Raw genomic sequence first — 25,196 nt, forward strand, 5'->3', positions numbered from 1 at the left:
GCACTCCTGAGGCGTCGGTGCGAGGATCGAGCAGACATCCATCCGTCGCTTTAGTTGCTTATGCAAACCAGACTACGGGATGGGCGCACTCAGAAGAGCGCCGGCTGACTCGGCGCCGCGGCGGCGGTGGTCAGCGCCCCCTGGTTGGGCACCATCTGGTTGGACGCCGTCTCGCCGGGCACCGGGGAGTCCGGGTCCTTCCGCTCCCGCCACATCAGGTCTGCGGGCTTGTCGAAGCCATGGCGACGCCGGGCGGTGCGCGCGGAGTCGGCCAGCCAGTGCCGGTATTCCTTCGACGCGTAGGAGCCGCCGCCGTAGATCCGGCGATACTTCGCCACCAGGGCGGGATACTCGCGGGCCAGCCACGCCATGAACCACTCGCGGGCGCCGGGGCGAAGGTGCAGCGCACCGGTGGTCACATAGCTGGCGCCGGCCTCGGCAAGTGCGGCATGCAGGGTGTCGATGCGCTCTTCGCCGTCGGTGAGCCAGGGCAGGATGGGCATGGCGAGCACGGAGCAGTCCAGCCCGGCGTCGGTGATGGAGCGGATCAGGTTCAATCGCGCCCGCGGGTCAGGCGTTCCCGGCTCCACCTTCTGCTGCAGCTCCGGGTCCATGACCGCCAGGGAGACTGCGACAGAGACCGACACCTGCTTGGCCGCCTCCTGGAGCAGCGGGAGGTCTCGCTTGAGCAGCGGCCCCTTGGTCAGGATGGAGAACGGCGTCCCGGAATCGGCGAGCGCCCGGATGATTCCGGGCATCAGCTGGTAGCGGCCCTCGGCGCGCTGATACGGATCGGTATTCGTCCCCAGCGCCACGTGCTCGCGCTTCCACGAGGGCCGATTCACCTCGGCGCGGAGCACCTCGGCGACGTTGGTCTTCACGATGATCTGGGTGTCGAAGTCACGGCCAGCGTCAAGGTCGAGGTACTCGTGGGTCTTGCGCGCGAAGCAGTTGTGACTGATCACCCCGTTGGCGATGAAGTCACCGGTGCTGGTCGTGATGTCGATCAGAGCCTCAGTTCGGCCCAGCGCTTCGATGTGGGTGATGCTCAGAGCGTCGCGGGTTTCCACCAGACTTCCCAACAGCGTCGCCTCGACCGCAGTCGCCTCCGGCTCTGTATACAGCTCGGGAGACATGCCAAGGCCGAACCCCATGAAGTCGGTTGTTCACCGTCAGAGAGGGGCGTTGCGAGCCACCCTCCGGCCGAGCCACGTACTTCCACCCACGCTCTGTCAGGAACCGATGATCCCCGCTGGCCACGATCTCCGTCCCATCACGGAGCGTGACGCGGAAAGCAGGCTTCTCCGTCCCCCATTTCGCAGACACGTCCGAGCGGACGAATCGGCGGTACTTGCCGTCGAACTTGGTGCCGACGACGGTGTCGCCCACCAGGACGTCGCGCAGCGGCTTCTGACGACCGTCCGCCATGAGGATCAGAGTCTCCGGGCTCAGGCAGTAGACGCACTGGTGGAGACACCCCCGGGTGGGGTTCACGGTCCAGGAGAATGGCATGTTCGATTGGCCCGGGACCTTGTTGAGCGCGGTCTTCGCCGCCACCTCGTGAAAGGTCACTCCTTCGAACTCCGGGGTGCGCACCGAGCGCATGAGCCCCTTGAGCGGGATGAGAGCCGTGCCCTCACTCTCCTGCACTGCCTGTCCCTGCCACCTCATGAAGCTATTCGAACATAGTTTCGAATGGGTGTCGAGATCAGCTCACCAGCAGCAGCACCGAAACCAGCCCGGTCCCCACCGCCAGCACGGTGCCGCCGGCGCCGAGAAGCAGCGCCGGGCCACCCTCACGCAGCAGTCGTCGCAGGTCCACCGAGGCCCCGACGCCGACCATTGCGGTGGTCAGAAGCATCGTGGTCACGTCCGCCGCGAAGTCAAGGGTGGGTGCGGGCAGGTCGGTCACCGAGCGCAGCAGCATCATCGCGAGGAAGCCGAGCACGAAGAGCGGGATCAGCGGCGGCCGCCGCCCCCCGCCCTGATGGTCGGCGGTGATGCGACGACGACGCCCGGCCAGGCTGATCCCGGCCACCACCGGCGCCAGCAGCACCACCCGGGCCAGCTTCACCAGGGTCGCGGTGGCCAGCGCCGCGGCACCGACCACTCCCCCGGCGGCGACCACCTGCCCCACCTCGTGGATGCTGGCGCCGATCCAGACACCGAGCTGTTCCTCACCGAGGCCCAGCAGAGCTCCCAGCGCGGGCAGGGCGAGCAGCGCCAGGGTGCCGTAGAGGGTGACCACGGCAACCGCGGCCGCGGCCGCGGACTGCACCGGGGCGCCGTCGTCGTCCTTGCCGTCACCGCGGTCGATCGCCGCTGCGGCAGCGGCAACCGCCGAGGCGCCGCAGATCGCCGTTCCGGTGGCCAGCAGTGTGGTCATTCCCCGCGGGGCACCCAGCAGCCGCCCCAGACCGAGCATGCCGAAGAAGGTCACCCCGACGGCGAGTACCACGACGGCGAGCACCTGCCAGCCCAGGCCGAGCAGGTCTCCCAGGGCAAGCTGGAGTCCGAGCAGCACGATGCCCGCGCGGAGCAGCGTCTTGGCCGCCCAGCCGAGGCCTCGCTCCGCCCAGGCCGGTACCCAGCCCAGGCTGCGCAGCGCGATCCCGGCCAGCACGGCGATCAGCAGTCCGGAGACCACCGGGATCAGCTCGGCGATCAGCCGATGTGCGGCGATCGCGATGATCAGCGCCAGCGCGATCCCGGGAAGGATCAGCGCGGTCTCGCGCCAGACACGCGCGAGCCTCGAGGTCAGGGCGGTGGTCAGGGCGGAGAGGGGAGGCACCGGATAAGCATAGGACCCTGGCCTAGACTGGGCGGGTGCCGAATCAGCTGAACACCGAGACCCCCTCCGCCGCTCCGCAGGAGAAAGCTCCGCAGGAAAAGGCCCCACAACAGGAGGCCGCCCACCCGCAGGCGAACCGCGAGTCCTTCAGCTTCGAGGTCGAGTCTCGGATCGAGGGGGCGCTGGGCCGCACCGGTACCATCCGCACTCCCCACGGGGACATCAAGACCCCGGCGTTCATCCCGGTGGCCACCAAGGCCACGATCAAGACCGTCCGGCCCGAGGAGATGCTCGAGATAGGCGCCCAGGCGGCCCTGGCCAATGCGTATCACCTGAACCTGCAGCCCGGCACCGACGTGATCGACGCTGCCGGCGGACTGGGCAAGTTCATGAACTGGCCGCTGCCCACCTTCACCGACTCCGGCGGGTTCCAGGTGATGAGCCTGGGCGCGGGATTCAAGAAGGTCATCACCATGGACTCCTCGGTGGTCCCCGACGACGCGGCCGTCGCCCCAAAGAAGGTCCGCCTGGCACTGGTGGACGACGACGGCGTCACGTTCAAGTCCCATATCGACGGCTCCACCCACCGATTCACCCCTGAGATCTCGATGCGGCTGCAGCACGAGATCGGGGCGGACATCATCTTCGCCTTCGACGAGCTGACCACGCTGTTCAACACCCGCGAGTACCAGGAGACTTCCCTGGAGCGCACCCGGTTGTGGGCCGAGCGCTGCCTCTCGGCGCACGGCCGCCTCACCGCCGAACGCAGCCACCGTCCCTACCAGGCGCTCTTCGGGGTGCTGCAGGGGGCCCAGTATGAGGATCTGCGCCGCAAGGCCGCGAAGGATCTCGGCGCCATGGAGATCGAGGGGCAGAGCTTCGACGGCTTCGGGATCGGCGGGGCCCTGGACAAGGAGAACCTCGGGACCATCGTGGGCTGGATGGCCGAGGAGCTCCCGGAGAACAAGCCACGCCACCTGCTGGGCATCTCTGAGCCCGAGGACTTCTTCACCGCGATCGAGAACGGCGCAGATACCTTCGACTGCGTCTCGCCCTCCCGAGTGGCGCGCACCGGTCGGGTGTATCATCCCGACGGTCGCTACAACATTCCGCAGGCCCGCTTCAAACGGGACTTCTCCCCCATCGATGCCGAGTGCAGCTGCTACACCTGCGCGAACTACACCCGGGCCTACCTGCATCACCTGTTCAAGGCCAAGGAGATGCTCTACAACACGCTGTGCACGATCCACAACGAGCACTACACCATCAAGATGGTCGACGACATCCGGGCCAGCATCGAACAGGGCCGGTTCTACGAGTTCCGCGATGCCACCCTGGGGCGCTATCAGGCCGGGGCCACGCCGTAGGCCGGCGGACCCCGAGTCAGACTTGGCACCCTGCCGGACAGGTCAGCTCCCTGGCCTGACTGAGAGCTGAGGACGAGTCACTCATCCCTGCTCAGCGCGTCATGCGACCCTCGGCCTGAAGTTGCGCAATCGAACCACTTGAGGTGCACTGAGTCACAGCTCTTTGGCCTGCAGAACCTTTCGGCCAACGCCTCAGCACCGTCAGGATCGATCTAGGCAGGACCATTTGCGCCAACCCCCACCCGCGAGCGGTCACGCTCCACCCCTTGACCGCCACGCCTCCTGGGCGGCCCCGGAACGCCGTTATCGACCCGAGATCCACGGTCTGCGCGGCTTCGCGATCCTCGGAGTCGTGCTCTTCCACCTCTTCGGCGCGGGCAGAGTCTCCGGCGGCATCGACATCTTCTTGGCGATCTCCGGGTTCCTCTTCACCGCCATGCTGTTGCGCGAAGCAGTCGAGAGCGGCGGCACGATCCGCGTGGGCAGGTACCTGGCACGGCTCGCGAGACGGCTGCTTCCGGCGGCGGCGCTGGTCATCCTGGTCACCACACTGGCCGGGCTGCTCCTGTTCCCAGAGACCCGGCATGCTCAGCTTCTATCCGAGGCCCGGGCCTCCCTGCTCTACTTCGAGAACCTCGAGCTGATCCGCTCGCAGCTGAGCTACGGGGCCGCCGGTCCAGAGACGAGCCCTTTCCAGCACTTCTGGTCGCTCTCCGTGCAGGGCCAGTTCTACCTTCTCTGGCCCCTGGTGGCGCTGACAGCAGTGCTCCTGGCCAAACGGGCTGGACGCAGCCCGATCCTGGTCATGGGGGTGATGACCGGCCTCATCGTCGTGGTCTCGTTCGGCTACGCCGTCTACATGGGCGGGGTCAGTCAGGACGAGGCGTATCTGATGACGCGGACCCGCTTCTGGGAACTCGGCTTCGGTGGGCTGCTGGCGCTGCTGGGCTCCACACTGACGCTGCCGCGCCGCTGGCGCCGACCGGCCGGCTGGGCCGGCGTCGCCCTCATCATCACCACCGGATTCCTGCTCGACGGTGCGGCGCTGTTCCCCGGCCCGTGGGCGTTGTGGCCACTGCTGGGCATGGCACTTGTCCTGGCCGCCGCCGGTCCCGGGGGTGGTGCGAAGGACCCCGTCGCGACGGCGACCCGAGTGCTCTCGGCGCACCTCTTCACCTGGGTCGGCGATCGCGCCTACGCCCTCTACCTCTGGCATTGGCCGCTGTTGATCTTCTACCTCGAGATCAGGGAGCGCCCTGGACTGGGGGTCGGTGGTGCGATGATCGTCCTGGCCGCGTCTCTGGTGCTGGCGGTGCTGACCCACCGGTGGGTGGAGCGCCCGGTGACCCGCGTCTCCGCCCGCATCTCCCTGCGAGTGCCCCTGGCGATGGCGGCGACGGTGCTGCTGATCGGCGGCTCCGCGAGCAGCTACGCCATCCACCAGATCGATCTCCAGCGCAGCGGGGCCCCGTCCCTGGCGGAGCTTGATCCTCAGGACTATCCGGGGGCACTGGCCACGCTGGCCGACACCGATGCCCCGAAGAACGTGGACTTCGTCCCCGATCTGCAGACCCTGGCGCAGAGCCGGCCGGACTACTACGACTGGGGATGCCGACAGGAGATCGGTGACGGGCCGGGCCGCGGCGAGGTTCTGGTGTGCGAAGACCCGGACAGACCCGCTGACCCGGACCTGACCGTGATGATCACCGGAGGCTCACACGCGGGGCAGTGGCACCACGCCTGGAGGATGCTGGCGGCGCAGAACAACTGGGAGCTGCTGATCGCCGATAAGTCGGCCTGCATCTTCACGGAGGCCTCGGACCCCGAGAATAACCAGTGCCACGAATGGAACCTCAACCTGCTCGACGTGGTCTCCGAGCGCGAACCGGACCTGGTGTTCACCGCCGGCACCCGGGTGCCCAACGACGGCAGCCCGGAGAACATCCAGCCAGGGGCCCCGCAGAAGTGGCAGCAGATCATGGACCGCGGCTCCGAGGTGCTGCTGATGCGCGGGACCCCGCGGCGCGAGGACTCGGTGGCTGACTGTCTCGCCCAGGACGGGGACGCCGAGGCCTGCGGGATGGACCCGATCAGCTACCGGGACACCAACCCGCTCACCACACCCGACCTGCCCGAGGGCTTGTTCACCGTGGACATGACCGAGCACCTGTGTTTCGAGCAGATCTGCCCGGCGGTGATCGGCAATATCGCGGTGTACTACGACCAGAGTCACCTTTCGAACCACTACGTGGAATCCATGGCGCCGTTGCTGGAGGCGAAGCTCCGCGAGGCGATGCCACACCTGTTCTGAGCTGGCCGGGTTCTGTTCTGAGCGGGCTCGGTTCTGCTCAGAGCCGGCCCAGTCGAGGCTGGCCGGGTCAGAGCTGAGCCAGCAGCTCCCGCCAGACCGCCTTCCAGCGTTCGACCTCCTCGGGAGAGCCCAGCTTGGTGTGACCGACCCCCACCGAGGACTTCGTCAGAGACTTCTGCGAGATCGTCACCGCGACCCGGGAGCCGTCGACCAGCCCGGCGCGCCAGTATCGCCAGCGCTCCGTCGCTGAGGTGCCGGGTTCGCCCTGGACCGTGACGCCGCCGAAGGAGTCACGTCCGTGGACCAGGCCGATCCAGGCCTGCAGCGCGGCATCCATGTCTCCTGGATAGGTCTTGGAGACCGAGGCCTGGAACTCACCGGCCCGGGACTCCCCCGGCCGGCGCAGCGCATGGTGCTGTTCGTAGGCGACCGCCACGCTCTGGGCCCACCAGCCACGATTCTCCACGTCCTCGGGCATATGGTCATAGACGATCCCGGCGATCTCGCGGTGCGGCAGGGCCGCAGCTCCGGCGTCGTCGAGGGCGGTGACCCACTGCGCCCAAGCGCGTCGGGTGGTGCGTTCGATGGCTGCGGTGCTGTGACTCCTGACCATGGAATCGAGCCTACGCCGCTGGTGCGGGCCTGCCAGCCCCTGGCCGCCGTGGAACCTCCCCCGGCGGCTCAGGCGCCTCGACCTCAGGCCTCAGCCGGCGTCGATCGCGTTGACCGGCATATGAGGGAAGTACTCCCAGAGCTCGCGGAGTCTGCGGAACTGCAGGTCTTCATCGAGGCCTGCAAGCACGGTGACCACCGCAGGCCGCGCTCCCGACGCGGTGGCGGCTTGGACGAGATCCCTGGGGACGGTGGGTTGAGCAGTGAGCGTGAATGCGGTCTTGACAGCTTCGACGACTTCTACTCGGGTGACAGCGTGCATGGTGTTCCTTCCAAGAGGGTTCTGCATGGGGTGCCCGCAGCCCTCGGCGATCGGTCACATCCGTGCGGAGACCGATGCGTTGATGCTTCCCGGAGGATCCGGGAGCAGGTTTGGATGGTCGCGCTGAACGGTGCGCAACCTCCACGGGTCTCTGAACAACGCCACAGGAGTGCCGTCGCTGCGGTAGAGGACTTCGCAGTCCTGGCGACCGTTGAGGATCTCGGCGGCCGCGGCGTCGATGTCGCGGGCGACCGAATAGTCCAGCGCGTCGAAGGACACCGAGGCGCCGAAGTCGGATTCCATCCGGGCCGAGACGACCTCGAACTGCATCGGGCCCACGGCGCCCAGCACCGGGCGCTGCTGGCCGCGGCGCTCGGAGTAGAACACCTGGATGACGCCCTCGCGGTCCAGCTGCTCGACGCCCTTGCGGAACTGCTTGTGCTTGGAAGCGTCCCCGGTCTTGCCCACCCGGAAGTGCTCCGGGGCGAAGGGCTTGAACGGCGGGAACATCACGGACTGACCGGCGAAGAGCGTGTCCCCGGGACGCAGCGTGGAGGCGTTGACCAGGCCGACGACGTCGCCGGGCCAGGCGGTGTCCACGGTGGTGCGGTCGCGGCCGAAGACCTGCTGGGAGTACTTGGTCGGGAAGGGCTTCCCGGACTGGGCGTGGGTGGCGACCATGCCGCGTTCGAAGACCCCGGAGCAGATGCGCATGAACGCGATCCGGTCGCGGTGAGCCTTGTCCATGCCGGTCTGCACCTTGAAGACATAGCCGCTGAAGTCAGAGGTCAGCTCGTGGGGGGCACCTTCGGCGTCCGGGCGGGCCTGCGGCGGTGGTCCCTGCTCCATGATGAACTGCAGCAGCTCTTCGACGCCGATGTTCTGCACGGCGGAGGCGAAGAACAGCGGGGTGGCCTCCTGGGCGAGGAAGGCCTCGCGGTCGTAGAACGCGTCGTCGAGCTCCAGCAGCGAGGACTCCTCCACCGCGGTCTGGAACTCGACCGGGTACTCGGCCTCGGCGATCTCGGCGGAGAGCTTCTCGGCGAGGACCTTCTTCGCACCGCCGGGGGCGCGGGTGTAGCGGTTCATGGTCATCTCATCGGGGTGCAGCAGCCCGAGCATGTGCCCGGAGTCGCCCACGGGCCAGTTGCGCGGCATCGAGCGCATCCCGGTGCGGGTGAGGATCTCATCGACCAGCTCCAGGGCGTCCTGGCCCGGGCGGTCCCATTTGTTGATCACGGTGATCACCGGCAGACCGCGAGCCTTGCAGACCTCGAAGAGCTTCATGGTCTGGGCTTCCATGCCCTTGGCCGCGTCGATGAGCATGATCACCGCGTCCACGGCCGCCAGCACGCGGAAGGTGTCCTCGGAGAAGTCGGCGTGCCCGGGGGTGTCCACCAGGTTCACGATCGCGTCCCCGACGGTGAACTGCAGCACCGCGGAGCTCACCGAGATACCCCGGGCCTTCTCCATCTCCATCCAGTCCGAGACGGTGCCGCGGCGACCGGCTTTGCCATGGATCGCGCCCGCCTCGGTGATGGCATTGGAGTGAAGCAGCAGGGCCTCACTCAATGTGGACTTGCCCGCATCGGGATGCGAGATCACCGCGATGGTGCGGCGAGACAAGGCCTCCTCCAGGATCTGCTTGGTATCTGCTTCCTTCACGCCTCTGACTCTACGCTTCCGCGGGTAGAGAGTTGAATTCCGGGCGGGCCGTGAGTGCACCGTCACAGCCCGGCGGCAATTTGTCGCATCGCTATGCCATGTCCCATCGCTATGGACGGAAATAGCGGTGGGACATGGCATAGCGATGCGACAGATCGAGGCTGGCGAGCCGATCCGAGCGCATGGCTGGAGCGCGGTCATCGAGATGGAACGAAGCAGCTGACCGGAACTGGGACTGCTAGGCGAACGCCGCCTTGACCGATTCCGCGATCTTTTCGTACACCGGCTCCACGACCTCGCGCCCGGCACCGCCCATGTTGAACGCGTGGCCCACCCCGTGGAGATCGAGATGGTCGATCAAGGCGTCCTCCGCGCGCAGCCGCTGCGCGTATCTGGCGGCCTCGTCGCGAAGGACGTCGTGCTCTGCTGAGATCACGAGTGCCGGTGCAATGCCCGCCAGTGGCGCGGTGTCCTTGACCCCGGCCGGGGACGCGAGCCGATCGGCTCGCAGCCTGACATCGGGGCAGTAGGCGGAGTTGAACACCGGTCCCATCCGCACCAGAAACTTCTCTTGGCCCGGTGACCATTTCCGCGCTGCCGGGATGCTGAGGTCCAGAGCCGGGTACATCAAGACCTGCAACAAGACCTCCGGGCGTCCTCCCTCTTCGAAGGCCAGCCGGGCCGCCGCCGCGGCCAGGGCGCCGCCCGCAGACTGACCTCCGAGGGCGAGCTTGCTTCCGTCCCAGGGCCGTTCCGGTGAGGCCACCCAGGTGGCGACGTCGTACACCTGTTCCACCGGGCCGGGGAACCGCGACTGTGGCGCGGGGATGTAGTCGAGGTTGATCACCGTGACGCCTGCGTGGAAGGCCATGAAACGGCACAGGGCGTCATCCTGCTCGGGGTGGCGAATCACGAAGCCGCCGCCGTGCAGGTTCAGGTAGACCCCGCGCCCGGCTGCGCCGGACGGTGGGGAGTATTGGATCGCGCGCAGCGTCCCATGCCTGGTGGGGACGGCGATCTCCTCGGTGGTGGCGGGGAGATCGGCGAAGGCGACCTCTGGTGGCAGCCGTGAACCGCGGGGAGCTCGCTGCAGCAACTTGGCCACGCCGTCGGCGAGCCATCCTGGTAACACCATGTGCAGTCTCTCCTTTGACAGGTCTCCGCCTATTCTTGCCCTTATGCCCGTCCCTCCGCACACCGCCCGGCTCAGGTTCCGGGTCATGACCGACGCTGACCTCGATGGTATGGCCGCGCTGCTCGGCGACCCCGTGGTGATGCACTACTACGCCGCGCCGAAATCACGGGCGGAGGCTGCACAGTGGATCGAGCGGAACAAGCGCCGCTGCGCGGAGCACGGTTACGGCCTCTGGATCATCGAGACGCTCGACGGTGAGTTCCTCGGCGATTGTGGGCTGACCTGGCAGTCCGTGAACGGGACGCCCAAGCTCGAGGTCGGTTTCCGGGTGCGGGAGCAGCGGCAGAACCGTGGCTACGCTACCGAGGCCGCGATCGCCTGCCTGGAGTTCGCCCGCGAGCACACCGAGGAGACCGACCTGGTGGCGATCCTGCACCCGGAGAATCGCGCCTCGGAGCGAGTCGCCCAGAAGCTCGGCATGCACCGGGTGGCGGACGACCTCGCCGGGCCCATTCCTGTGCGCGCCGTGTACAGCATGCATCTATGAACGGGTAGCCGAGAGCGGCGCGGATGTCCTCCCCGAGCGCGTCGGGGCAGCGCTGGCCAAGTCAGGTGCTTGCTAGTCTGAGCTCATGCCAAGTCCTCGTTCTGCCCTCGTGGGCGCTGCCCTGTTGTTCTCGCTCACGGCCTGTGCCACCGGGGCACCGGAGGAAGACAACTTCCCCACCCTCAAGTTCAACGAGTCCTTGACCGCCGATGTCACGGCGGCGCAGCTGGAGGAATGGACGGTGCAGGACCAGCTGCCCGTGGCGCCGGCCCATGGCGGCGCCTTCGAGACGATGACCAACGCCCTGCGTGCCGCCGATCCGGCGCCGGATGTGGTCATCTTCGGCGACTCCATGACTCAGCAGGGCCTCGATCCCACCGAACTGGGACATCTGCTCTCTGACGCGACCGGCGACGAGGTCTCCGTGTTCAACGGTGCGAGCAGCCGGGCTCGTTGGGGCATGAACCTGCTGCTCGCTCAATACGTGGTCAGTCTCGAGGATCCCCCCTCGGTGGCGCTGATGGGCATCTCGACCCGGGCGGCCGAGCGGGACGATTTCTACACCACAGAGGGCGCGAAGTCGCCGTTCTCATCGATGGTGGAGGGATGCGACCGGCCCCACAGCGACTCCTGGGGCGACGCCGACGTCGCGAGGTGCGAGCGCGATCACGCTGACCCGTTGTTCCGGTTCCGCGCCGGCGGGGACCAGATCGCGCGGGCCCAGGACGGTGAGTCCGCGCAGACCAGCCTGCGGATCAAAGAGGGAAGCCGGCTTCGATCCGACGGCTTCATGATCCACCCTGGCGTCAGCGCCGCAGAGGCCCAGGAGATCAGCGATACCCGGATGGAGAGAGGTTTCCCTGGGTTCCCAACGGTGCATGATGAAGCGGTCGCCGACTTCGGACGCGCCACGGAGCTGCTGCGCAGTCATGGCGTGACGGTCCTCGCCTTCGAGATTCCGTACACCCCGGTCCACCAGGCGAATCTGGAGGAGGCAGGACGAGACTATGACGCCCGCCGGCAGGATGCTGCCCAGGCCCTGACCGCCCCGCACGACGTTCAGCTGATCCCCGTGGATGAGTTCGGCGACTGGTGGGGAGACGGCGACAGCCGGGACGCCATACATCTCGCACCTCAGGGCGCGACCAAGTTCGCGCGCCAGCTCACTGAGACCCCGGGGTTCCTCGAAGAGGTTGAAGCGGGACTGGCTGACTGAAGGATCAGTGCGCAGGGCGGACCTAGCTGAGCGGCTCTGGAGACTCTCCAGGCGCGGCTGAGGCTCGCTGTGTGCGCTCCGCCGTCCAGCGCGAGAGCAGCACCGTCACGACCATCGCGATCCCGATGACTACCGCCCAGCGGAGAAGCATCGGCACATCGGTGGAGAGATCCATCGCGATATTCACCGCAAGGGCCACGGCCGCGCTGCAGGCGACCACCACGTATTGACGCATGAGCGCAATCGTTCCAGCCCCTGGCGGCGCTGTCGAGAGCCGAGACGAACCTGTCAGCAGACAACGAGGCCCCTTCAGGTTGACGTGACCATATGAGCTGCACCATAGTGTCACTGTCACCTTAAGGAGGCCGCACCATGGCCGCGCCGTCGAACCTGCAGACCGAGCTCGCCGTGAGCACTGTGGTCTTCGCGCTGCGCCCGCACCCGGAGACCGGGGAGCTCACGCTCTGGCTGCCGTTGGTGCGCCGTATTCGTGAACCTTTCCTCGGCCAGTGGGCGCTCCCCGGCGGCCCCCTGGAACCCGAGCAGGACCTGGTCAGCTCGGCCCGGGCCACCCTGCTGGAGACCACCGGGCTGGCCCCACGGCACCTGGAACAGCTCTACGCCTTTGGCAATGTCGACCGCTCCCCCGCCAGCACCCGGGTGGTCTCCATCGTCTACTGGGCCCTGGTGCGCCAGGACGAGGACACCGACGCGTGGAGGGCGAGAACCTGGAATGGTTCCCCGCCGATGACATCGCCGAGGAGGCCGGGGTGCTGGCCTTCGACCACGGCGTGATCCTGGCCTACGCGCTGGACCGGCTGCGCGCGAAGGTCGCCTACTCCCCCATCGCCCACGCCTTCCTGCCCGAGAAGTTCCCGCTCGCCGAGCTGCGCCGGGTCTATGAGGCGATCCTGAACCGGGCGCTGGATCCGTCAAACTTCCGCCGCCAGATCCTCGCGCAGGACACCGTGGAAGACACCGGCGAGCGCATGACCGGCACCGCGCACCGCCCGCCGCGGCTCTACCGTTCCAACCCCCACCGCACCCGCTACACCCTCACCATCCAGGAGACACCATGACCGCCTCGGTCCATGACCTGATCAGCCTGACCCCGAAGGACAGCTGCAACACCAAGCTGGCCGCCGGGCCCTGGGACTTCGACAACGTGCCGGGCTATGGGCCCGGCTCCTCACAGGCCGACCGGCTCCCGGACCCGGTCTCGCGTCCCGGGCAGCTGCCCGAGCGCTACCAGCTGATGCCGGAGCCCGAGCTGCATGAGCGGATCCTCGCCGCGAAGGCGACGCTGGGTGAGGAGCTGGTCATCCTGGGCCACTTCTACCAGCGCGACGAGGTGGTCCAGCACGCCGATTTCGTCGGGGACTCCTTCCAGCTGGCCAATGCCGCGCTCAGCAAGCCCGAGGCCAAGACCATCGTCTTCTGCGGGGTCCACTTCATGGCGGAGACCGCCGACATCCTCTCCGCCCCTGAGCAGACGGTGATCCTGCCCAACCTCGCCGCCGGCTGCTCGATGGCCGACATGGCCGATGAGTCCTCGGGGGAGACCGCCTGGGAGGAGATCTGCGAGACCTATGGTGTGGACCCGGAGAACACCACACCCGACGCCGCCGGCAAGGTCCCGATCATCCCGGTGACCTATATGAACTCCTCCGCCGCGCTGAAGGCCTTCTGCGGCCGCCACGGCGGGATCGTCTGCACCTCCTCCAACGCCGCGACCGTCCTGGAATGGGCCTTCGAGCGCGCACACCGAGTGCTGTTCTTCCCGGACCAGCACCTGGGCCGCAACACCGCCAAGGCCATGGGGGTGCCGCTGGAGCAGATGCCGCTGTGGAACCCGCGCAAGGCCCTCGGCGGGAACACCGCGGAGCAGCTGCGCGAGGCCAAGGTGCTGCTCTGGCACGGCTTCTGCTCGGTGCACCGGCGGTTCACCGTGGACCAGATCACCGCGGCCCGCGCCGCGGACCCGAAGGTGAAGATCATCGTGCACCCTGAGTGCCCGATGGAGGTGGTCGACGCCGCCGACGCGGCAGGCTCCACCGACGCGATCCAGAAGTTCATCGCCGCCTCCGCTCCCGGGGACACCATCGGGATCGGCACCGAGATCAACATGGTCAACCGGCTCGCCGCACAGTTCCCGGACCGGACCATCTTCTGCCTGGACCCGGTGATCTGCCCCTGCTCCACCATGTACCGGATCCACCCCGGCTACCTGGCCTGGGTGCTGGAGGAACTGGTCGCCGGACGGGTGAACAATCAGATCAGCGTCGAGCCCGAGGTCTCCGTGCCCGCGAAGATCGCGCTGGACCGGATGCTCGCCGCGAAGCCGAAAGCCTGAAAGGACCCAGTGGACACCCAGCTCTCCACCCGCGAGATCGACGCGGTCATCACCCTGGCCCTGGCCGAAGACCTTCCGTTCGGGGACCTCACCAGCACCGCATTCGTCCCCGCCGACGCCACCGCGCGCGCCGAACTGGTGGCGCGGGAGCCCGGCATCCTGGCGGGCGGCGAGGTCTTCGCCCGCACCTTCGCCGCGCTGGATCCCGCCGTCCTCGTGCGTCTTCAGAACGACGACGGCGCACGGTTCGGCCCTGGGGATGTCCTGGCCACCGTGCAGGGCCCGGCACGGGCGATCTTCGGCGCCGAGCGGGTCGCGTTGAACCTGATCCAGCGTCTCTCCGGGGTGGCCACGCTGACGAGTCAGTATGTGGCGGCCGTCGCCGGCACCGGTGTGCGGGTCACCGATACCCGCAAGACCACGCCGGGGCTGCGCGCGCTGGAGCGCCACGCGGTGCGCTGCGGGGGCGGGCACAACCACCGATTCTCACTCTCCGACGCGGTGATGGCCAAGGACAACCACCTGGCCGTGCTGGGCGACTCCCCCGAGGCGCTGACCGAAGCGATCCTCACCGCCCGCGAGCGCCTGCCGCACACCACCCACATCGAAGTCGAGGTGGATCGGATCGAACAGATCGCCCCGGTGCTCGCCGGCGGGGCCGACACCATCATGTTGGACAACTTCACCCTTGCAGACCTGCACCGCGGAGTGGCGCAGATCAACGGCGCCGCTCTGGTGGAGGCCTCCGGCGGGGTGACGCTGGAGAGCATCGCTGCGATCGCCGGCACCGGAGTGGACCTGATCAGCGTAGGGGCGCTCACCCAGGCGCCCGTGCCCTGGACCTCGGGCTGGACATGGACGGTCTGATCGTAGGCGGGCCGGGAACCTCGGGCTGATGCTCTACCTCGACGAGTCCGCCGCCTCGCCGGTCAAACGCGAGGTGCTGGAGGCCATGTGGCCGCACCTGACCGGTTATGCAAACCCCTCCAGCGTCCACGAACCAGGGGCCGCCGCGTCCCGAGCGCTGGAGGCCGCGCGCGCCGAGGTCGCCGGGCACCTGAACGCGCGACCGGCCGAGATCATCTTCACCTCCGGCGGTACCGAATCCGACAATGCGGCTATCAAGGGCATCGCGCTCGCCGACCCCCGGGGACGCCATGTGCTGGTCTCCGCGCTGGAGCATCCGGCCGTCAGCGAGTCTGCCGCCTGGCTGGGCCGGTTGGGCTATGAGGTGGAGACAGTTCCGGTGGACGCCGACGGCGTGGTCAGCCCCGCCGCGCTGGCCGCGAGGCTGCGCCCCGAGACGACGCTGGTCTCGGTTCATTACGCGAACAACGAGGTCGGCACAGTCCAAGACGTCGCCGCACTGTCGGCCCTCTGCGCCGAACACCGAGTTCCCTTCCACACCGATGCGGTCCAGGCCGCCGGGACCCTGTCCCTGGACGTGCAAGCTCTCGGGGTCAGTGCGATGAGCCTGGCCGGGCACAAGCTCGGCACACCTAAGGGCACCGGCGTGCTCTACCTGCGCCGTCGGACGCCGTTCGAACCGCTGATCCACGGCGGCGGTCAGCAGCGGGACCTGCGTTCGGGCACCGAGAACGTGGCCGGAGCGGTTGGGATGGCGACGGCGCTGCGACTGGCCGCAGAGACTGACGTGGCGGAGATCGCGCGACGTCGCGATGGGTTCATCGACGAGGTCCTCGCCCGGGTGCCCGGCGCGCAGCTGACCGGGCATCGCACCCGGCGGCTGGCCGGACACGCGTCCTTCGTGCTGCCCGGGCGCAGCGGAGAGTCGGTGCTGCTCGACCTGGAGCGGCAGGGAATCTTCTGCTCCTCCGGCTCGGCCTGCGCCGCGGGCTCCAGTGAGCCGAGCCCCGCTTTGAAGGCCATGGGGTACTCGGAGGAGATCGCCCAGACGGCCGTGCGGTTCAGCTTCGGGGACTCCGTGACCGCCGAGGACCTGGCCCGCGCCGCAGCGGCGCTGCCGGGCTGAAGAGCCCCCCACGCAGGCGTAAGGTGATCAAGGGCCGACCTGCTGTCTCCACCGGCGGGCCTGCCAGATGTTTCCACCACTGACACTTTGATCTCCAGGAGTCACCATGTACGTTCCCGCAGAAGACCGTTACGAGAACGCGGAGTACCGCCGCGTGGGCCGCTCCGGGCTGGTGCTGCCGCCTCTCTCTCTGGGGCTCTGGCACAACTTCGGTGACGACTTCGCCCTGGAGAACCAGCGCGAGATCATCCACCTGGCCTTCGACCATGGGATCACCCACTTCGATCTGGCCAACAACTACGGGCCTCCCCCAGGCTCGGCGGAGATCAACTTCGGACGGATCCTGCGCGAGGACTTCGCCGGGCTGCGCGATGAGCTGGTCATCTCCACCAAGGCCGGCTGGACCATGTGGCCCGGCCCCTATGGTGGCCCCTCCGGCAGCCGCAAGCACCTGCTGACCAGCCTGGACCAGTCACTGAGCCGCATGGGACTGGATTACGTGGACATCTTCTACTCCCACCGCCCCGACGCCGACACTCCCCTCGAGGAGACCATGTCCGCCCTGGACGCGGCGGTCCGTTCCGGAAAGGCGCTCTACGCCGGGATCTCCTCCTACTCGGCGGAAGACACCATCAAGGCGGCCGCGATCTTGAAGGACCTCGGAACCCCGCTGCTGATCCACCAGCCCTCCTACTCGATGCTCAACCGCTGGATCGAGACCGAAGGCCTGCTCGACGCCGTCGAAGAGGTCGGGGCCGGGGTCATCGGCTTCAGTGCACTGGCCCAGGGCATGCTGACCGATAAGTATCTCGACGGGGTGCCCTCGGACTCCCGCGCAGCGACCAAGGGCTCGTTCCGCGATGACTTCCTGACCGAAGAGAACCTCGGACACATCCGCTCGCTCAACGAGATCGCTTCGAACCGCGGCCAGAGCCTGGCGCAGATGGCGCTGGCCTGGGCGCTGCGCGATGACCGCGTGAGCTCCCTGGTGATCGGCGCCAGCCGGCCCGAGCAGCTCAAGTCCAACCTGGCCGCGTTGGAGAAGCGCTCGTTCAGCACCGAAGAGCTGAAGGCGATCGATGAGCACGCCGTCGACGGCGGCATCGACATCTGGGGCTCGGCTCGGAAGAGCACGAAGGGCTGATCGATCCGCAGGCACGAGTCTGGTGGGTGGGGTGCAGATGCGTCCGCGTCCCACCCGCCAGACTCTGCCGTTGCAGGTCACGCACCTGTTCTCGGACTCGATGCAGCACCGGGCGCTGAGCCCGATGCGCGCTTGAGCCGGATCATGCGGTAGACTTTCCTGGTGCTTCCGGCGAGTTTGCAGGAAGAATTTCGGGCTATAGCGCAGCTTGGTAGCGCGTCCGTCTGGGGGACGGAAGGTCGTGGGTTCAAATCCCGCTAGCCCGACCACATAAAGGGAAAGCCTCAAACCATCAGATGGTTTGAGGCTTTCCCTTTTTCACGCCCTCCCAGCTACGGGAGGCTAACGCCGCGACCGTTCAGGGTCACTGCGCCCGCTCATAGGCCTCATTCGCCAGGTCCACGAGCTGCTGCATGTTCAGGTTCTCCAGCTCGGCGAGATAGGCGTCCCAGTCCTCGAAGGACCGCTGACCCAGGATGAACTGGGAGGAGGCGGTCTGCACATGGTCCGTCAGCGTGGTCTGCAGCAGGCCAGCCTGCTCCAGCTCGAGATCGGTGAACGGATAGGGCGGGGTCACCGGGAGCTCCTCCTTGTCATGCATCTTCTCCTGCCACTCGACCACATGCGGGCGGAAGGTCGAGTGCACCAGCTCGGTGGTGGAACCCACCGCGTGGAGGAACGGCTGGTTGGAGAAGCCGTAGTCCCGCACCAGGTGCTCCTCGGCCTCGGGGTTCAGGCTGTTGAGGTCGATGTTCGAGTCCAGCTCGCGTTCACCATCGGCGTTGAGCGTGTAGGTCTCGCCCTCCACGCCCCAGGTGGCGTACTCCAGGCCCTCGTCCGAGTAGTACAGCCAGTCGATGAACTGCAGCTTGGCAAGGAAGTCATCGTCCTCCGCGATGGAGGAGGAGATGGCGAGCCCGCTGTCGAAGCGTGCTCCGCTGTGAACGAAGTCCCCGTCCTCGCCGCCGGGGATCGGGATGAGCCGCGCCTCGGCACCCTCGGTGCCGAGCTCATCGAATCCGCGGGTGTAGATCTGGGTGGACTCGTCATTGCCCGCGATGGCCAGCGAGCTCCCGGAGGAGAACTTCTGCTCGGCCATGCGATCATCCTGCGTCAGGGTCTCTGAGTCCATCAGGCCCTCCTCGAGGAGGCCGGCGAAGAACTCCAGGAGCTCGCGGTACTCATCGGAGGCTCCGGCGTAGATGAACTCTTCGGCCTCATGGTCGAAGTAGATGCCATCGCCGTAGCCCCAGCCGGCCACGGTGTTGAAGTTCGCCGAGGCGAAGTTCAGCGTGCTCTGCAGCTCCCAGCGATCCGAGTACGGGACCGAATCCGGGTACTCCTCCTTGACCTCGCGCAGCTGGTCCGCGAACTCTTCCCAGGTCTCGGGCTCCTCGAATCCCATCTCATCCCAGATGTCACCTCGGACCACCAGCGAGAAGTGCTGGAAGGGATCCTCCAGCAGACCAGGCAGGATGTAGGCGTTTCCGTCCTCCTGGTAGAGCGCCTCATAGTCCTCACGAAGATCCCAGGCGTCGAGCTTCTCGGTGAAGTTGGGCATGTGATCCAGATAATCGCTCACCGGCAGCAGCGCCCCGCCAGAGATGTAGGGCACCTCCTGACCGGGATAGGTCACCGGGACGAAATCGGGCATGTCTCCGGCACCGATCACCAGGGATCTCCGCTGTTCGAAGTCGCTCAGCGGCGCATCCACGATCGAGAGCGATACATTGTGGTTCTCCTCGAGGTGTTCGAAGAACATCCACTCGTCGTCCAACCCATGGTCGGGGTTGTTGCGGTAGAGCACCGAGAGCTCCAGGGGCTCGGTGGCCACGAAGCTGTCCCCAGCCCCGAAGTCAGCCATGGCCGCCAGGTCACGCTCGCCGGCATCTACGCCCGCGTCACCGGCGGCGTCGCCCCCGCCACAGCTGGTGGCCAGCAGCGAGCCGGCCGCAATGAGCCCCACCACACCGGTCCGGGACCTGCGGTTTCGATTTTTAGCTGTCATAGTCTGCACGCCTTTTCCCTCATACAGCTCATCTGATTTTGTATCTTGGTGATACAGATCACACTCAGTATAGGGTCACACCATGCAACTATTTCAAGGACCATCCTCACACCGGCGATTCTCGCCGGTTCCTCGAGCCGGCCAGATCTCCAGATCCACGGGCCTTGCCGTGCCCTGCTCGCGCTCCTATTCTGAGTCCACCCGGAGATCTGGGCGCCTGGCGCAGGTGTGAGCCACCGCTGGCACGTTTTGCTTCACACCCTCATAGGGAGCCGCCATGTCGCAGAGTCAGATCGCTATCAGCGCGGAGGGCGTGGAGCGCCGGTTCGGGGACCTGCGCGCGGTAGACGGCGTCAGCCTCGAGGTCAAGGCCAGTGAGATCTACGGGTTCCTGGGGCCGAACGGGGCGGGGAAGTCCACGCTGACCCGGATCTTGTGCACCCTGCTCACCCCCTCGGCCGGTCGAGCCACCGTGGCCGGCTACGACGTCGCGTCCCAGCCCGGCGAGGTGCGGCTCCGCGCCGGGGTGGCCCTGCAGGAGGCTGCGCTGGACGATAAGCAGACCGGCGCGGAGATGCTCGCGCTGCAGGGCCGGTTCTATGGGCTCACGGCCAAGGCCACCAAGGCTCGGGTGGATCAGCTCACCAAACTCGTCGACATCGGCTCCGCACTCGATCGCCGGATCGGCACCTACTCCGGGGGCATGAAGCGGCGGCTGGATCTCGCGCTCGCCCTGGTCCATGACCCGCAGGTCCTGTTCCTGGACGAACCCACCACCGGCCTGGACCCGGTGAGCCGGGCGAAGGTGTGGCAGGAGGTGCGCAGACTCAACCAGGAGCTGGGAATGACCGTCTTCCTCACCACCCAGTACCTGGAAGAGGCCGACGAGCTGGCGGACCGGGTGGGGATCATCAACAAGGGCAAGCTGGTCGCCGAAGGAACCCCGGCCCAGCTCAAACGCACCATCGGCACCGATGTCGTGATCGTCACCGTCACCGGGGACGCGACCGACGCCGGGCGGGCCCTGGAGTCGCTGGAGCTTGTGGAACGCGTCGAGGTCAACGGGCCGACGCTGACCCTGAGCGTCATCGACGGCCCCTCGGCGATCAGCCCGATCGCCGTCGCGCTGGCCCAGGTCCCTGACACGCAGGTCATGGAGCTGTCCCTGCGTCGACCCTCGCTCGATGATGTCTTCCTCTCCGTGACCGGGGAGCACATCACCGACCCCAGCGCGTTCATGGCCAGCGCCTCGGCGGCACAGAATCTCCAGGAGCCCCAGTGAACTCGTCCACCAGCACGATCACGCCCCCAGCCACCCGGATCGAACCCAAGAGCGCCGGGTTTCTGCGCGACCTCAGCTCCGTCTCCTACAGGGCGCTGCGCGCCATCCCCCGAGATCCCGCCGCGGTGATCCCTGCGCTGATCATCCCGCTGTTCTTCTTCGTGGTGAACATCGGCGCCCTGGAACCCGTGGCAGAAGGCATCGGCGTGGCCGACTTCCGAGCGTTCCAGCTTCCGGTGGCCATCGTCTTCGCCGTCACCGGCGTCTCCCGGGCGAGCGACCTGGTGACCGATATCAGCAGCGGCTACTTCGACCGGTTGCTGCTGACACCGATGAGCCGCACCGCCCTGCTGCTGGGCCTGATGGTCGCGGATCTGGTGCTGGTGATGGCCCTGTGTGTGCCGGTGCTGATCCTGGGCTTCTTCGTCGGGGTGGAGTTCGCCACGGGAGTCTCCGGCGTCCTCGCCTTCGTGCTCATCGGAGGGCTCTGGGGCCTGGCGTTCACCGGGTTCCCCTATGCCATCGCGCTGCGCACCGGAAGCCCGGCCGCGGTGAACTCCTCCTTCCTGCTGTTCTTTCCCTTCGCCTTCCTGACCACCTCCTTCCTGCCCCAGGAGGCACTGACCGGCTGGCTCGCGGCCATCGCGGACTACAACCCGATCACCTATCTGCTGGCAACGCTGCGTTCGCTGATCTCCGAGGGCTGGGTCTGGGCGGACCTGTGGCCAGGGCTGCTGGCGATCCTCATTGTGGGCTCGGTGAGCTTCACGCTGGCCTTCGGGGCGCTGCGCGGCCGAGTCTCGCGCGGATGAGGCGCACGCCGCTCCTCCGGTGACACGCTCAGGTTAGGCTGGCGGGCATGATCGCGCCTGCTCTAGATGACACCGGCCCGCGGCTGCGCACCCAGGTGCCGCTGCGCTGGGGCGATATGGACGCCTATGGCCACATCAACAATGTCGAGGTGCTGCGGCTCCTCGAAGAGGCGCGCATCCGAGCTTTCGGAGCACCGGCGCATACCGGCAGCCCCGTTGGGGAACCATTGGCGCCGCTGTTCAACGAGCTCCCCCGCGAGGCTCAGGCGCTCGTCGTCGAACACCGGGTGCGCTACCTGGCCAGCCTGGAGTATCGAGATGTCCCCGCGCGGATCGATGTCTGGGTGACCCAGCTCAAGGGTGCGGGGCTGACCCTGGCCTATGAGATCCGCGACGGGGTGGACGGCAGCCGGTGCGTGATCGCCGAGACCCAACTGGCCTTCTTCGACACCGGCACAAAGACGCTGCTGCGACTGACGGCTCAGCAGCGGGAACAGGCCTCGGCGCACCGCGCAGCATCGCCGTTCCGCGCGACCTGAGCCAGCGCCCGGCCTTTGTCGCGTCCCGGGCCTGCTGCGCCGGTTGCCGAACCGTGACCCGAGGACTACCACGGAAATCCCAGATCAGACGATGATGCGTGGATACGATCAGCCCCATGCTTCCCCGCGAACACCTTCCCCATCGTGGACAGGGAGGCAGGCCCACTCGGCGCCGCCTCGGGCACCGAGCCCTGGGGCTTGTCACTGCCACGCTCCTGATGACCGCCTGCAGCCCTGCCGTCTTCCACCCCGCCCCGGCGCAGGAGGCAGCCGCCGAGCCGGCGCTCGCCGAGCAGGCCGAACAGGCTGAACCGACCGAGCAGGCCGAGCAGGACGGGGAGGACGCGGCGCCGCTGCCGGCGCTCGCCGCGGAGGTGAAGAGCGCCAGGGAGTCCCAGCGGACAGCGGCGGCCGAGGGCGCGTCTGCCCTGGAGGCGGCGCACCAGCAGCACCAGGAGGAGCTTGCCGCCGAAGAGGCGCGGCTTGCGGCGGAACAAGCCGAGGCCGAGGCGGAGATCGAGCGGCAGCGCCTGGAGGATCAGGCGGCACAGGAGGCGGCTCGGGATCAGGACGGCTGGACCGAAGAGCGTGAGGACGACGCCGAGGCTGAGGCGCCGACGGAACAGGACACCCCCGCCGAGCCCGCTCCGGAGGGCTCTGCCGAAGAAGGCGCCGGCGAGGAAGATGCTGGTGCAGAAGACGCCGGGGCAGAGGACATCCTTGAAGAGGATGGGATTGAAGAGGATCCCGCTCCGAGCGCTCCCTCCCCCGAAGAACCATCCCCTGATGAGTCCGAGCCGGTCAGACCCGAGGCTCCGGCCGATGCCCCCAGCTTCACCGGTGATCTCGACGACTACCTGGAGGAGCTCGCCGCCCACTACCCTGGCGACATCTCGATCAGCGTGGCAGAGCTGGGCGGCCAGGGCCGCACCGGTTCCACCGCAGGCGGAGAATCCCGGGTCAGCGCCAGCACCTACAAGGTCTTCGTCGCGTACGGGATCCTTGATCGAGTCGAATCCGGGGAGCTGGACTGGGCGGACCCGATCGACGGCGGTCGCGATCGCGCCACCTGCTTCGCCGATATGCTCTCGGTCAGCGACAACCCCTGCGCCGATGACTTCCGCGAGGAGCTCGGCTGGGAAGGACTGCGTGACATCGCCGCGGAGACCGGCGGCCCGGCCACGGACTTCATCCCGGCCTATGCGCGCACCTCCGCCAACGACCTCACCGCGTTCATGACCCGGTTGGAGTCCGGTGCGCTGGAGATCAGCGAAGCAAGCCGATCACGCCTGCTGGGCGCGCTGGAGTCCAACATCTTCCGCGAGGGCATCGGCGCCGGAAGCGCCGGAACGGTGCTGAACAAGGTGGGCTTCATCGACGGCTACCTCAACGACACCGCGATCGTGCGGCACCCACAGGGCAGCTACGTGCTCTCCATCATGTCCGAGGGATCGGACTGGACCGCGATCAGCAGCATCACCAGCGACGTCGAGGCCGCCCTGTACTGAGCGATCCAGTATCGGGCGACCTCGTCCAAAGTCCGGTGCTCCCCGCAGGCTAGGCCTGCGGGACGCCGCGGCCTACTTGCGCTTGCGCTTCTCGCGCACGCGCATGGAGACCTCGATCGGTGAGCCGGTGAAGTCGAAGGTCTCACGCAGCCGGCGGGTGATGTAGCGCCGGTATCCCGGGTCCAGGAAGCCGGTGGTGAAGAGCACGAAGCGCGGGGGCTTTGTGGAGGGCTGGGTGGCGAAGAGGATCCGGGGCTGCTTGCCGCCGCGGACCGGGTGCGGATGGGCCGCGACCAGTTCGCCGAGGAAGGCGTTGAGCCGTCCGGTGGAGATGCGTCGGCCCCAGCTGGTCAGCGCGGTGTCCAGCGCCGGTGCGAGCTTGTCCTTGTGCCAGCCGGTCAGTGCGGACACGTTGACCCGCGGGGCCCAGGCGATGTGCGCCAGGTCTCGGGTGACTTCACGTTCGAGGTAGTAGCGGCGCTCCTCGTCCATCAGGTCCCATTTGTTGTAGGCCACCACCAGGGCGCGACCGGAGTCCACGGCCATCTGGATGATCCGCACATCCTGCTCGGAGACCGGCTCCTCCACCGAGAGCAGCACCACGGCGACCTCGGCCTTGTCCAGGGCGCGCTGGGTGCGCAGCATCGCGTAGTACTCGGAGCCTGAGGCCATGTGCTGACGACGCCGGATGCCGGCGGTGTCCACGAAGCGCCAGGTCTCTCCGCCGAGCTCGATGAACTCATCCACCGGGTCCATGGTGGTGCCGGCCACGGAGTCCACGACCACGCGCTCGGAGCCTGCCAGCTTGTTCAACAGCGAGGACTTGCCCACATTGGGCCGCCCCACCAGCGCCACGCGGCGCGGACCGCCGGTGGGGATCATCCCGCCATGCTCGGCGAACTCCGGGAGCGCCTTCACGGCGGCGTCGAGCAGGTCACCGGTGCCGGTGCCGTGCAGCGCCGAGACCGGATAGGGCTCGCCGAGTCCGAGGTTCCAGAGCGCGTAGACCTCGCTCATGTGCGAGGGCGCGTCGACCTTGTTGGCCACCAGCAGCACCGGCTTCTTCTTGCGCCGCAGCATCCGCACCACGGCTTCGTCCACGGCGGTAGCCCCGACGAGTCCGTCGACCACGAAGATCACGGCGTCGGCCTCGTCCACGGCCATCTCGGCCTGTTCTGCGACTCGCTTGTGCATCCCGCGGGCGTCCTGCTCCCAGCCGCCGGTGTCGACCAGGGTGAAGTCCTTGCCGTTCCACTCCGCGTCATAGGAGACCCGGTCGCGGGTCACGCCGGGCACGTCTTCGACCACGGCCTCCTTGGAGCGGGTGATCCGGTTGACCAGCGTGGACTTGCCCACGTTGGGGCGCCCGATCACGGCCAGGGCCGGCGGGGCCGCGACATAGGGCTCGTAGTCCTCGTCGTCCTCGTCATAGTCCAGGAGGGCGGCGTCTTCCTCGGCCAGCTCATAGTCGGAGAGTCCGGCGCGCAGCGCGGCGGCGCGCGCCTCGGCCTCCTCCTCGGTGATGGAGGCCAGTCGTTCGGCCAACCGGTCGTCCTCGACGGCCGGAATGTATTCCGGGGACTCGGAGGGG

The 25,196-nt window shown here is 67.6% G+C and carries 21 protein-coding genes, 1 tRNA gene and 2 pseudogenes; 14 read left to right on the forward strand and 10 right to left on the reverse strand.

The genetic code is table 11. The annotated features are described in order from the left end of the window. Positions 1–89 precede the first annotated feature (89 nt). From BG28_RS15860 to BG28_RS10655, 3 genes are read right to left on the reverse strand one after another with little or no spacing between them, the layout of a single operon-like run. The gene (locus BG28_RS15860; protein WP_235181078.1) at positions 90–1,124 is read right to left on the reverse strand and encodes a radical SAM protein; all 1,035 of its coding nucleotides are present in this window, start codon (positions 1,122–1,124) and stop codon (positions 90–92) included. Further along, positions 1,015–1,671 carry a hypothetical protein gene (locus BG28_RS16835; protein WP_369797225.1) on the reverse strand — a complete coding sequence of 219 codons (657 nt, stop codon included), beginning with the start codon at positions 1,669–1,671 and terminating at the stop codon, positions 1,015–1,017. Before BG28_RS16835 ends, BG28_RS15860 begins: the two co-directional genes overlap by 110 nt. Before the next feature lie 37 nt (positions 1,672–1,708). Further along, positions 1,709–2,791, reverse strand: coding sequence for a putative sulfate exporter family transporter (locus BG28_RS10655; RefSeq protein WP_051501318.1), 1,083 nt, complete (start codon positions 2,789–2,791; stop codon positions 1,709–1,711). Between the two features lie 35 nt (positions 2,792–2,826). Between BG28_RS10655 and tgt the strand changes: the two genes are divergently transcribed. Together tgt and BG28_RS10665 are read left to right on the forward strand one after the other, a co-directional pair. Next, positions 2,827–4,158 (forward strand): tRNA guanosine(34) transglycosylase Tgt, encoded by a 1,332-nt coding sequence (gene tgt / locus BG28_RS10660; RefSeq protein ID WP_235181072.1) that lies wholly within the window; start codon positions 2,827–2,829, stop codon positions 4,156–4,158. A gap of 226 nt (positions 4,159–4,384) precedes the next feature. Next, positions 4,385–6,469 carry an acyltransferase family protein gene (locus BG28_RS10665; protein ID WP_161634830.1) on the forward strand — a complete coding sequence of 695 codons (2,085 nt, stop codon included), beginning with the start codon at positions 4,385–4,387 and terminating at the stop codon, positions 6,467–6,469. A gap of 67 nt (positions 6,470–6,536) precedes the next feature. Here BG28_RS10665 and BG28_RS10670 read toward each other — a convergent pair whose 3' ends face one another. The 4 genes from BG28_RS10670 to BG28_RS10685 all read right to left on the reverse strand — a co-directional run bounded on the left by BG28_RS10670 (position 6,537) and on the right by BG28_RS10685 (position 10,203). Then, complete coding sequence (locus BG28_RS10670) at positions 6,537–7,082, reverse strand: hypothetical protein (RefSeq protein ID WP_036476475.1); 546 nt, start codon at positions 7,080–7,082, stop codon at positions 6,537–6,539. Between the two features lie 90 nt (positions 7,083–7,172). Then, the gene (locus BG28_RS10675; RefSeq protein ID WP_036476477.1) at positions 7,173–7,403 is read right to left on the reverse strand and encodes a hypothetical protein; all 231 of its coding nucleotides are present in this window, start codon (positions 7,401–7,403) and stop codon (positions 7,173–7,175) included. 54 nt (positions 7,404–7,457) lie between these two features. Further along, positions 7,458–9,068 carry a peptide chain release factor 3 gene (locus BG28_RS10680; RefSeq protein WP_036476479.1) on the reverse strand — a complete coding sequence of 537 codons (1,611 nt, stop codon included), beginning with the start codon at positions 9,066–9,068 and terminating at the stop codon, positions 7,458–7,460. A 238-nt stretch (positions 9,069–9,306) separates the two neighbouring features. After that, the gene (locus BG28_RS10685; protein WP_036476480.1) at positions 9,307–10,203 is read right to left on the reverse strand and encodes an alpha/beta hydrolase fold domain-containing protein; all 897 of its coding nucleotides are present in this window, start codon (positions 10,201–10,203) and stop codon (positions 9,307–9,309) included. Positions 10,204–10,246: 43 nt separating this feature from the next. Between BG28_RS10685 and BG28_RS10690 the strand changes: the two genes are divergently transcribed. Then, on the forward strand, positions 10,247–10,750 hold the full coding sequence (locus tag BG28_RS10690) for a GNAT family N-acetyltransferase (protein WP_036476482.1): 504 nt from the start codon (positions 10,247–10,249) through the stop codon (positions 10,748–10,750). Between the two features lie 85 nt (positions 10,751–10,835). After that, positions 10,836–11,966, forward strand: a complete 1,131-nt coding sequence (locus tag BG28_RS10695; RefSeq protein WP_133726144.1) for an SGNH/GDSL hydrolase family protein — start codon at positions 10,836–10,838, stop codon at positions 11,964–11,966. 22 nt (positions 11,967–11,988) lie between these two features. Here BG28_RS10695 and BG28_RS10700 read toward each other — a convergent pair whose 3' ends face one another. Continuing rightward, positions 11,989–12,201, reverse strand: a complete 213-nt coding sequence (locus tag BG28_RS10700) for a hypothetical protein (protein WP_036476486.1) — start codon at positions 12,199–12,201, stop codon at positions 11,989–11,991. 137 nt (positions 12,202–12,338) lie between these two features. On the opposite strand from BG28_RS10700, the pseudogene BG28_RS10705 reads away from it, so the two are divergent. From BG28_RS10705 to BG28_RS10730, 6 genes and pseudogenes are all read left to right on the forward strand, one after another. Further along, positions 12,339–13,045, forward strand: a pseudogene (locus BG28_RS10705) (NUDIX domain-containing protein). Beyond that, positions 13,042–14,319, forward strand: coding sequence for a quinolinate synthase NadA (gene nadA / locus BG28_RS10710; protein ID WP_036476487.1), 1,278 nt, complete (start codon positions 13,042–13,044; stop codon positions 14,317–14,319). The pseudogene BG28_RS10705 and the gene nadA overlap by 4 nt, the downstream one beginning before the upstream one ends. Before the next feature lie 9 nt (positions 14,320–14,328). Beyond that, positions 14,329–15,215 (forward strand): annotated as a pseudogene (gene nadC / locus BG28_RS10715) (carboxylating nicotinate-nucleotide diphosphorylase). Next, on the forward strand, positions 15,215–16,312 hold the full coding sequence (locus BG28_RS10720; protein ID WP_036476490.1) for a cysteine desulfurase family protein: 1,098 nt from the start codon (positions 15,215–15,217) through the stop codon (positions 16,310–16,312). The pseudogene nadC and the gene BG28_RS10720 overlap by 1 nt, the downstream one beginning before the upstream one ends. A 106-nt stretch (positions 16,313–16,418) precedes the next feature. After that, the gene (gene mgrA, locus BG28_RS10725) at positions 16,419–17,456 is read left to right on the forward strand and encodes an L-glyceraldehyde 3-phosphate reductase (protein ID WP_036476492.1); all 1,038 of its coding nucleotides are present in this window, start codon (positions 16,419–16,421) and stop codon (positions 17,454–17,456) included. A 192-nt stretch (positions 17,457–17,648) separates the two neighbouring features. Next, positions 17,649–17,725, forward strand: a tRNA-Pro gene (locus tag BG28_RS10730). 95 nt (positions 17,726–17,820) lie between these two features. On the opposite strand, the gene BG28_RS10735 is transcribed toward BG28_RS10730, so the two are convergent. Next, entirely contained in the window at positions 17,821–19,464 is a 1,644-nt protein-coding gene (locus tag BG28_RS10735; RefSeq protein WP_036476493.1) for an extracellular solute-binding protein, read from the reverse strand. 277 nt (positions 19,465–19,741) lie between these two features. On the opposite strand from BG28_RS10735, the gene BG28_RS10740 reads away from it, so the two are divergent. The 4 genes from BG28_RS10740 (at position 19,742) to BG28_RS10755 (ending at position 23,605) form a co-directional block, all read left to right on the forward strand. Beyond that, on the forward strand, positions 19,742–20,746 hold the full coding sequence (locus tag BG28_RS10740) for an ATP-binding cassette domain-containing protein (protein ID WP_051501319.1): 1,005 nt from the start codon (positions 19,742–19,744) through the stop codon (positions 20,744–20,746). Then, a complete protein-coding gene (locus tag BG28_RS10745) occupies positions 20,743–21,558 on the forward strand; it encodes an ABC transporter permease (protein WP_051501320.1) in 816 nt (271 codons plus the stop codon). Before BG28_RS10740 ends, BG28_RS10745 begins: the two co-directional genes overlap by 4 nt. 47 nt (positions 21,559–21,605) lie before the next feature. Next, the gene (locus BG28_RS10750; protein WP_051501321.1) at positions 21,606–22,097 is read left to right on the forward strand and encodes a thioesterase family protein; all 492 of its coding nucleotides are present in this window, start codon (positions 21,606–21,608) and stop codon (positions 22,095–22,097) included. A gap of 218 nt (positions 22,098–22,315) precedes the next feature. Continuing rightward, positions 22,316–23,605 carry a serine hydrolase gene (locus BG28_RS10755; RefSeq protein WP_036476495.1) on the forward strand — a complete coding sequence of 430 codons (1,290 nt, stop codon included), beginning with the start codon at positions 22,316–22,318 and terminating at the stop codon, positions 23,603–23,605. A 72-nt stretch (positions 23,606–23,677) separates the two neighbouring features. Here the strand turns inward: BG28_RS10755 and der are convergent, their stop codons facing one another. Further along, on the reverse strand, positions 23,678–25,174 hold the full coding sequence (gene der / locus BG28_RS10760; RefSeq protein ID WP_235181080.1) for a ribosome biogenesis GTPase Der: 1,497 nt from the start codon (positions 25,172–25,174) through the stop codon (positions 23,678–23,680). Positions 25,175–25,196 lie beyond the last annotated feature (22 nt).

The organism is Nesterenkonia sp. AN1, from assembly GCF_000582475.1.
Lineage (GTDB): Bacteria > Actinomycetota > Actinomycetes > Actinomycetales > Micrococcaceae > Nesterenkonia > Nesterenkonia aurantiaca.

Coding starts and splice junctions, on each gene's coding strand:
- BG28_RS16835 (WP_369797225.1), bottom strand. CDS start 1,671: ATGAGGTGGCAGGGACAGGCAGTGCAGGAGAGTGAGGGCACGGCTCTC.
- BG28_RS10670 (WP_036476475.1), bottom strand. CDS start 7,082: ATGGTCAGGAGTCACAGCACCGCAGCCATCGAACGCACCACCCGACGC.
- BG28_RS10675 (WP_036476477.1), bottom strand. CDS start 7,403: ATGCACGCTGTCACCCGAGTAGAAGTCGTCGAAGCTGTCAAGACCGCA.
- BG28_RS10685 (WP_036476480.1), bottom strand. CDS start 10,203: ATGGTGTTACCAGGATGGCTCGCCGACGGCGTGGCCAAGTTGCTGCAG.
- BG28_RS10690 (WP_036476482.1), top strand. CDS start 10,247: ATGCCCGTCCCTCCGCACACCGCCCGGCTCAGGTTCCGGGTCATGACC.
- BG28_RS10695 (WP_133726144.1), top strand. CDS start 10,836: ATGCCAAGTCCTCGTTCTGCCCTCGTGGGCGCTGCCCTGTTGTTCTCG.
- BG28_RS10700 (WP_036476486.1), bottom strand. CDS start 12,201: ATGCGTCAATACGTGGTGGTCGCCTGCAGCGCGGCCGTGGCCCTTGCG.
- nadA (WP_036476487.1), top strand. CDS start 13,042: ATGACCGCCTCGGTCCATGACCTGATCAGCCTGACCCCGAAGGACAGC.
- BG28_RS10720 (WP_036476490.1), top strand. CDS start 15,215: ATGCTCTACCTCGACGAGTCCGCCGCCTCGCCGGTCAAACGCGAGGTG.
- mgrA (WP_036476492.1), top strand. CDS start 16,419: ATGTACGTTCCCGCAGAAGACCGTTACGAGAACGCGGAGTACCGCCGC.
- BG28_RS10735 (WP_036476493.1), bottom strand. CDS start 19,464: ATGACAGCTAAAAATCGAAACCGCAGGTCCCGGACCGGTGTGGTGGGG.
- BG28_RS10740 (WP_051501319.1), top strand. CDS start 19,742: ATGTCGCAGAGTCAGATCGCTATCAGCGCGGAGGGCGTGGAGCGCCGG.
- BG28_RS10750 (WP_051501321.1), top strand. CDS start 21,606: ATGATCGCGCCTGCTCTAGATGACACCGGCCCGCGGCTGCGCACCCAG.
- BG28_RS10755 (WP_036476495.1), top strand. CDS start 22,316: ATGACCGCCTGCAGCCCTGCCGTCTTCCACCCCGCCCCGGCGCAGGAG.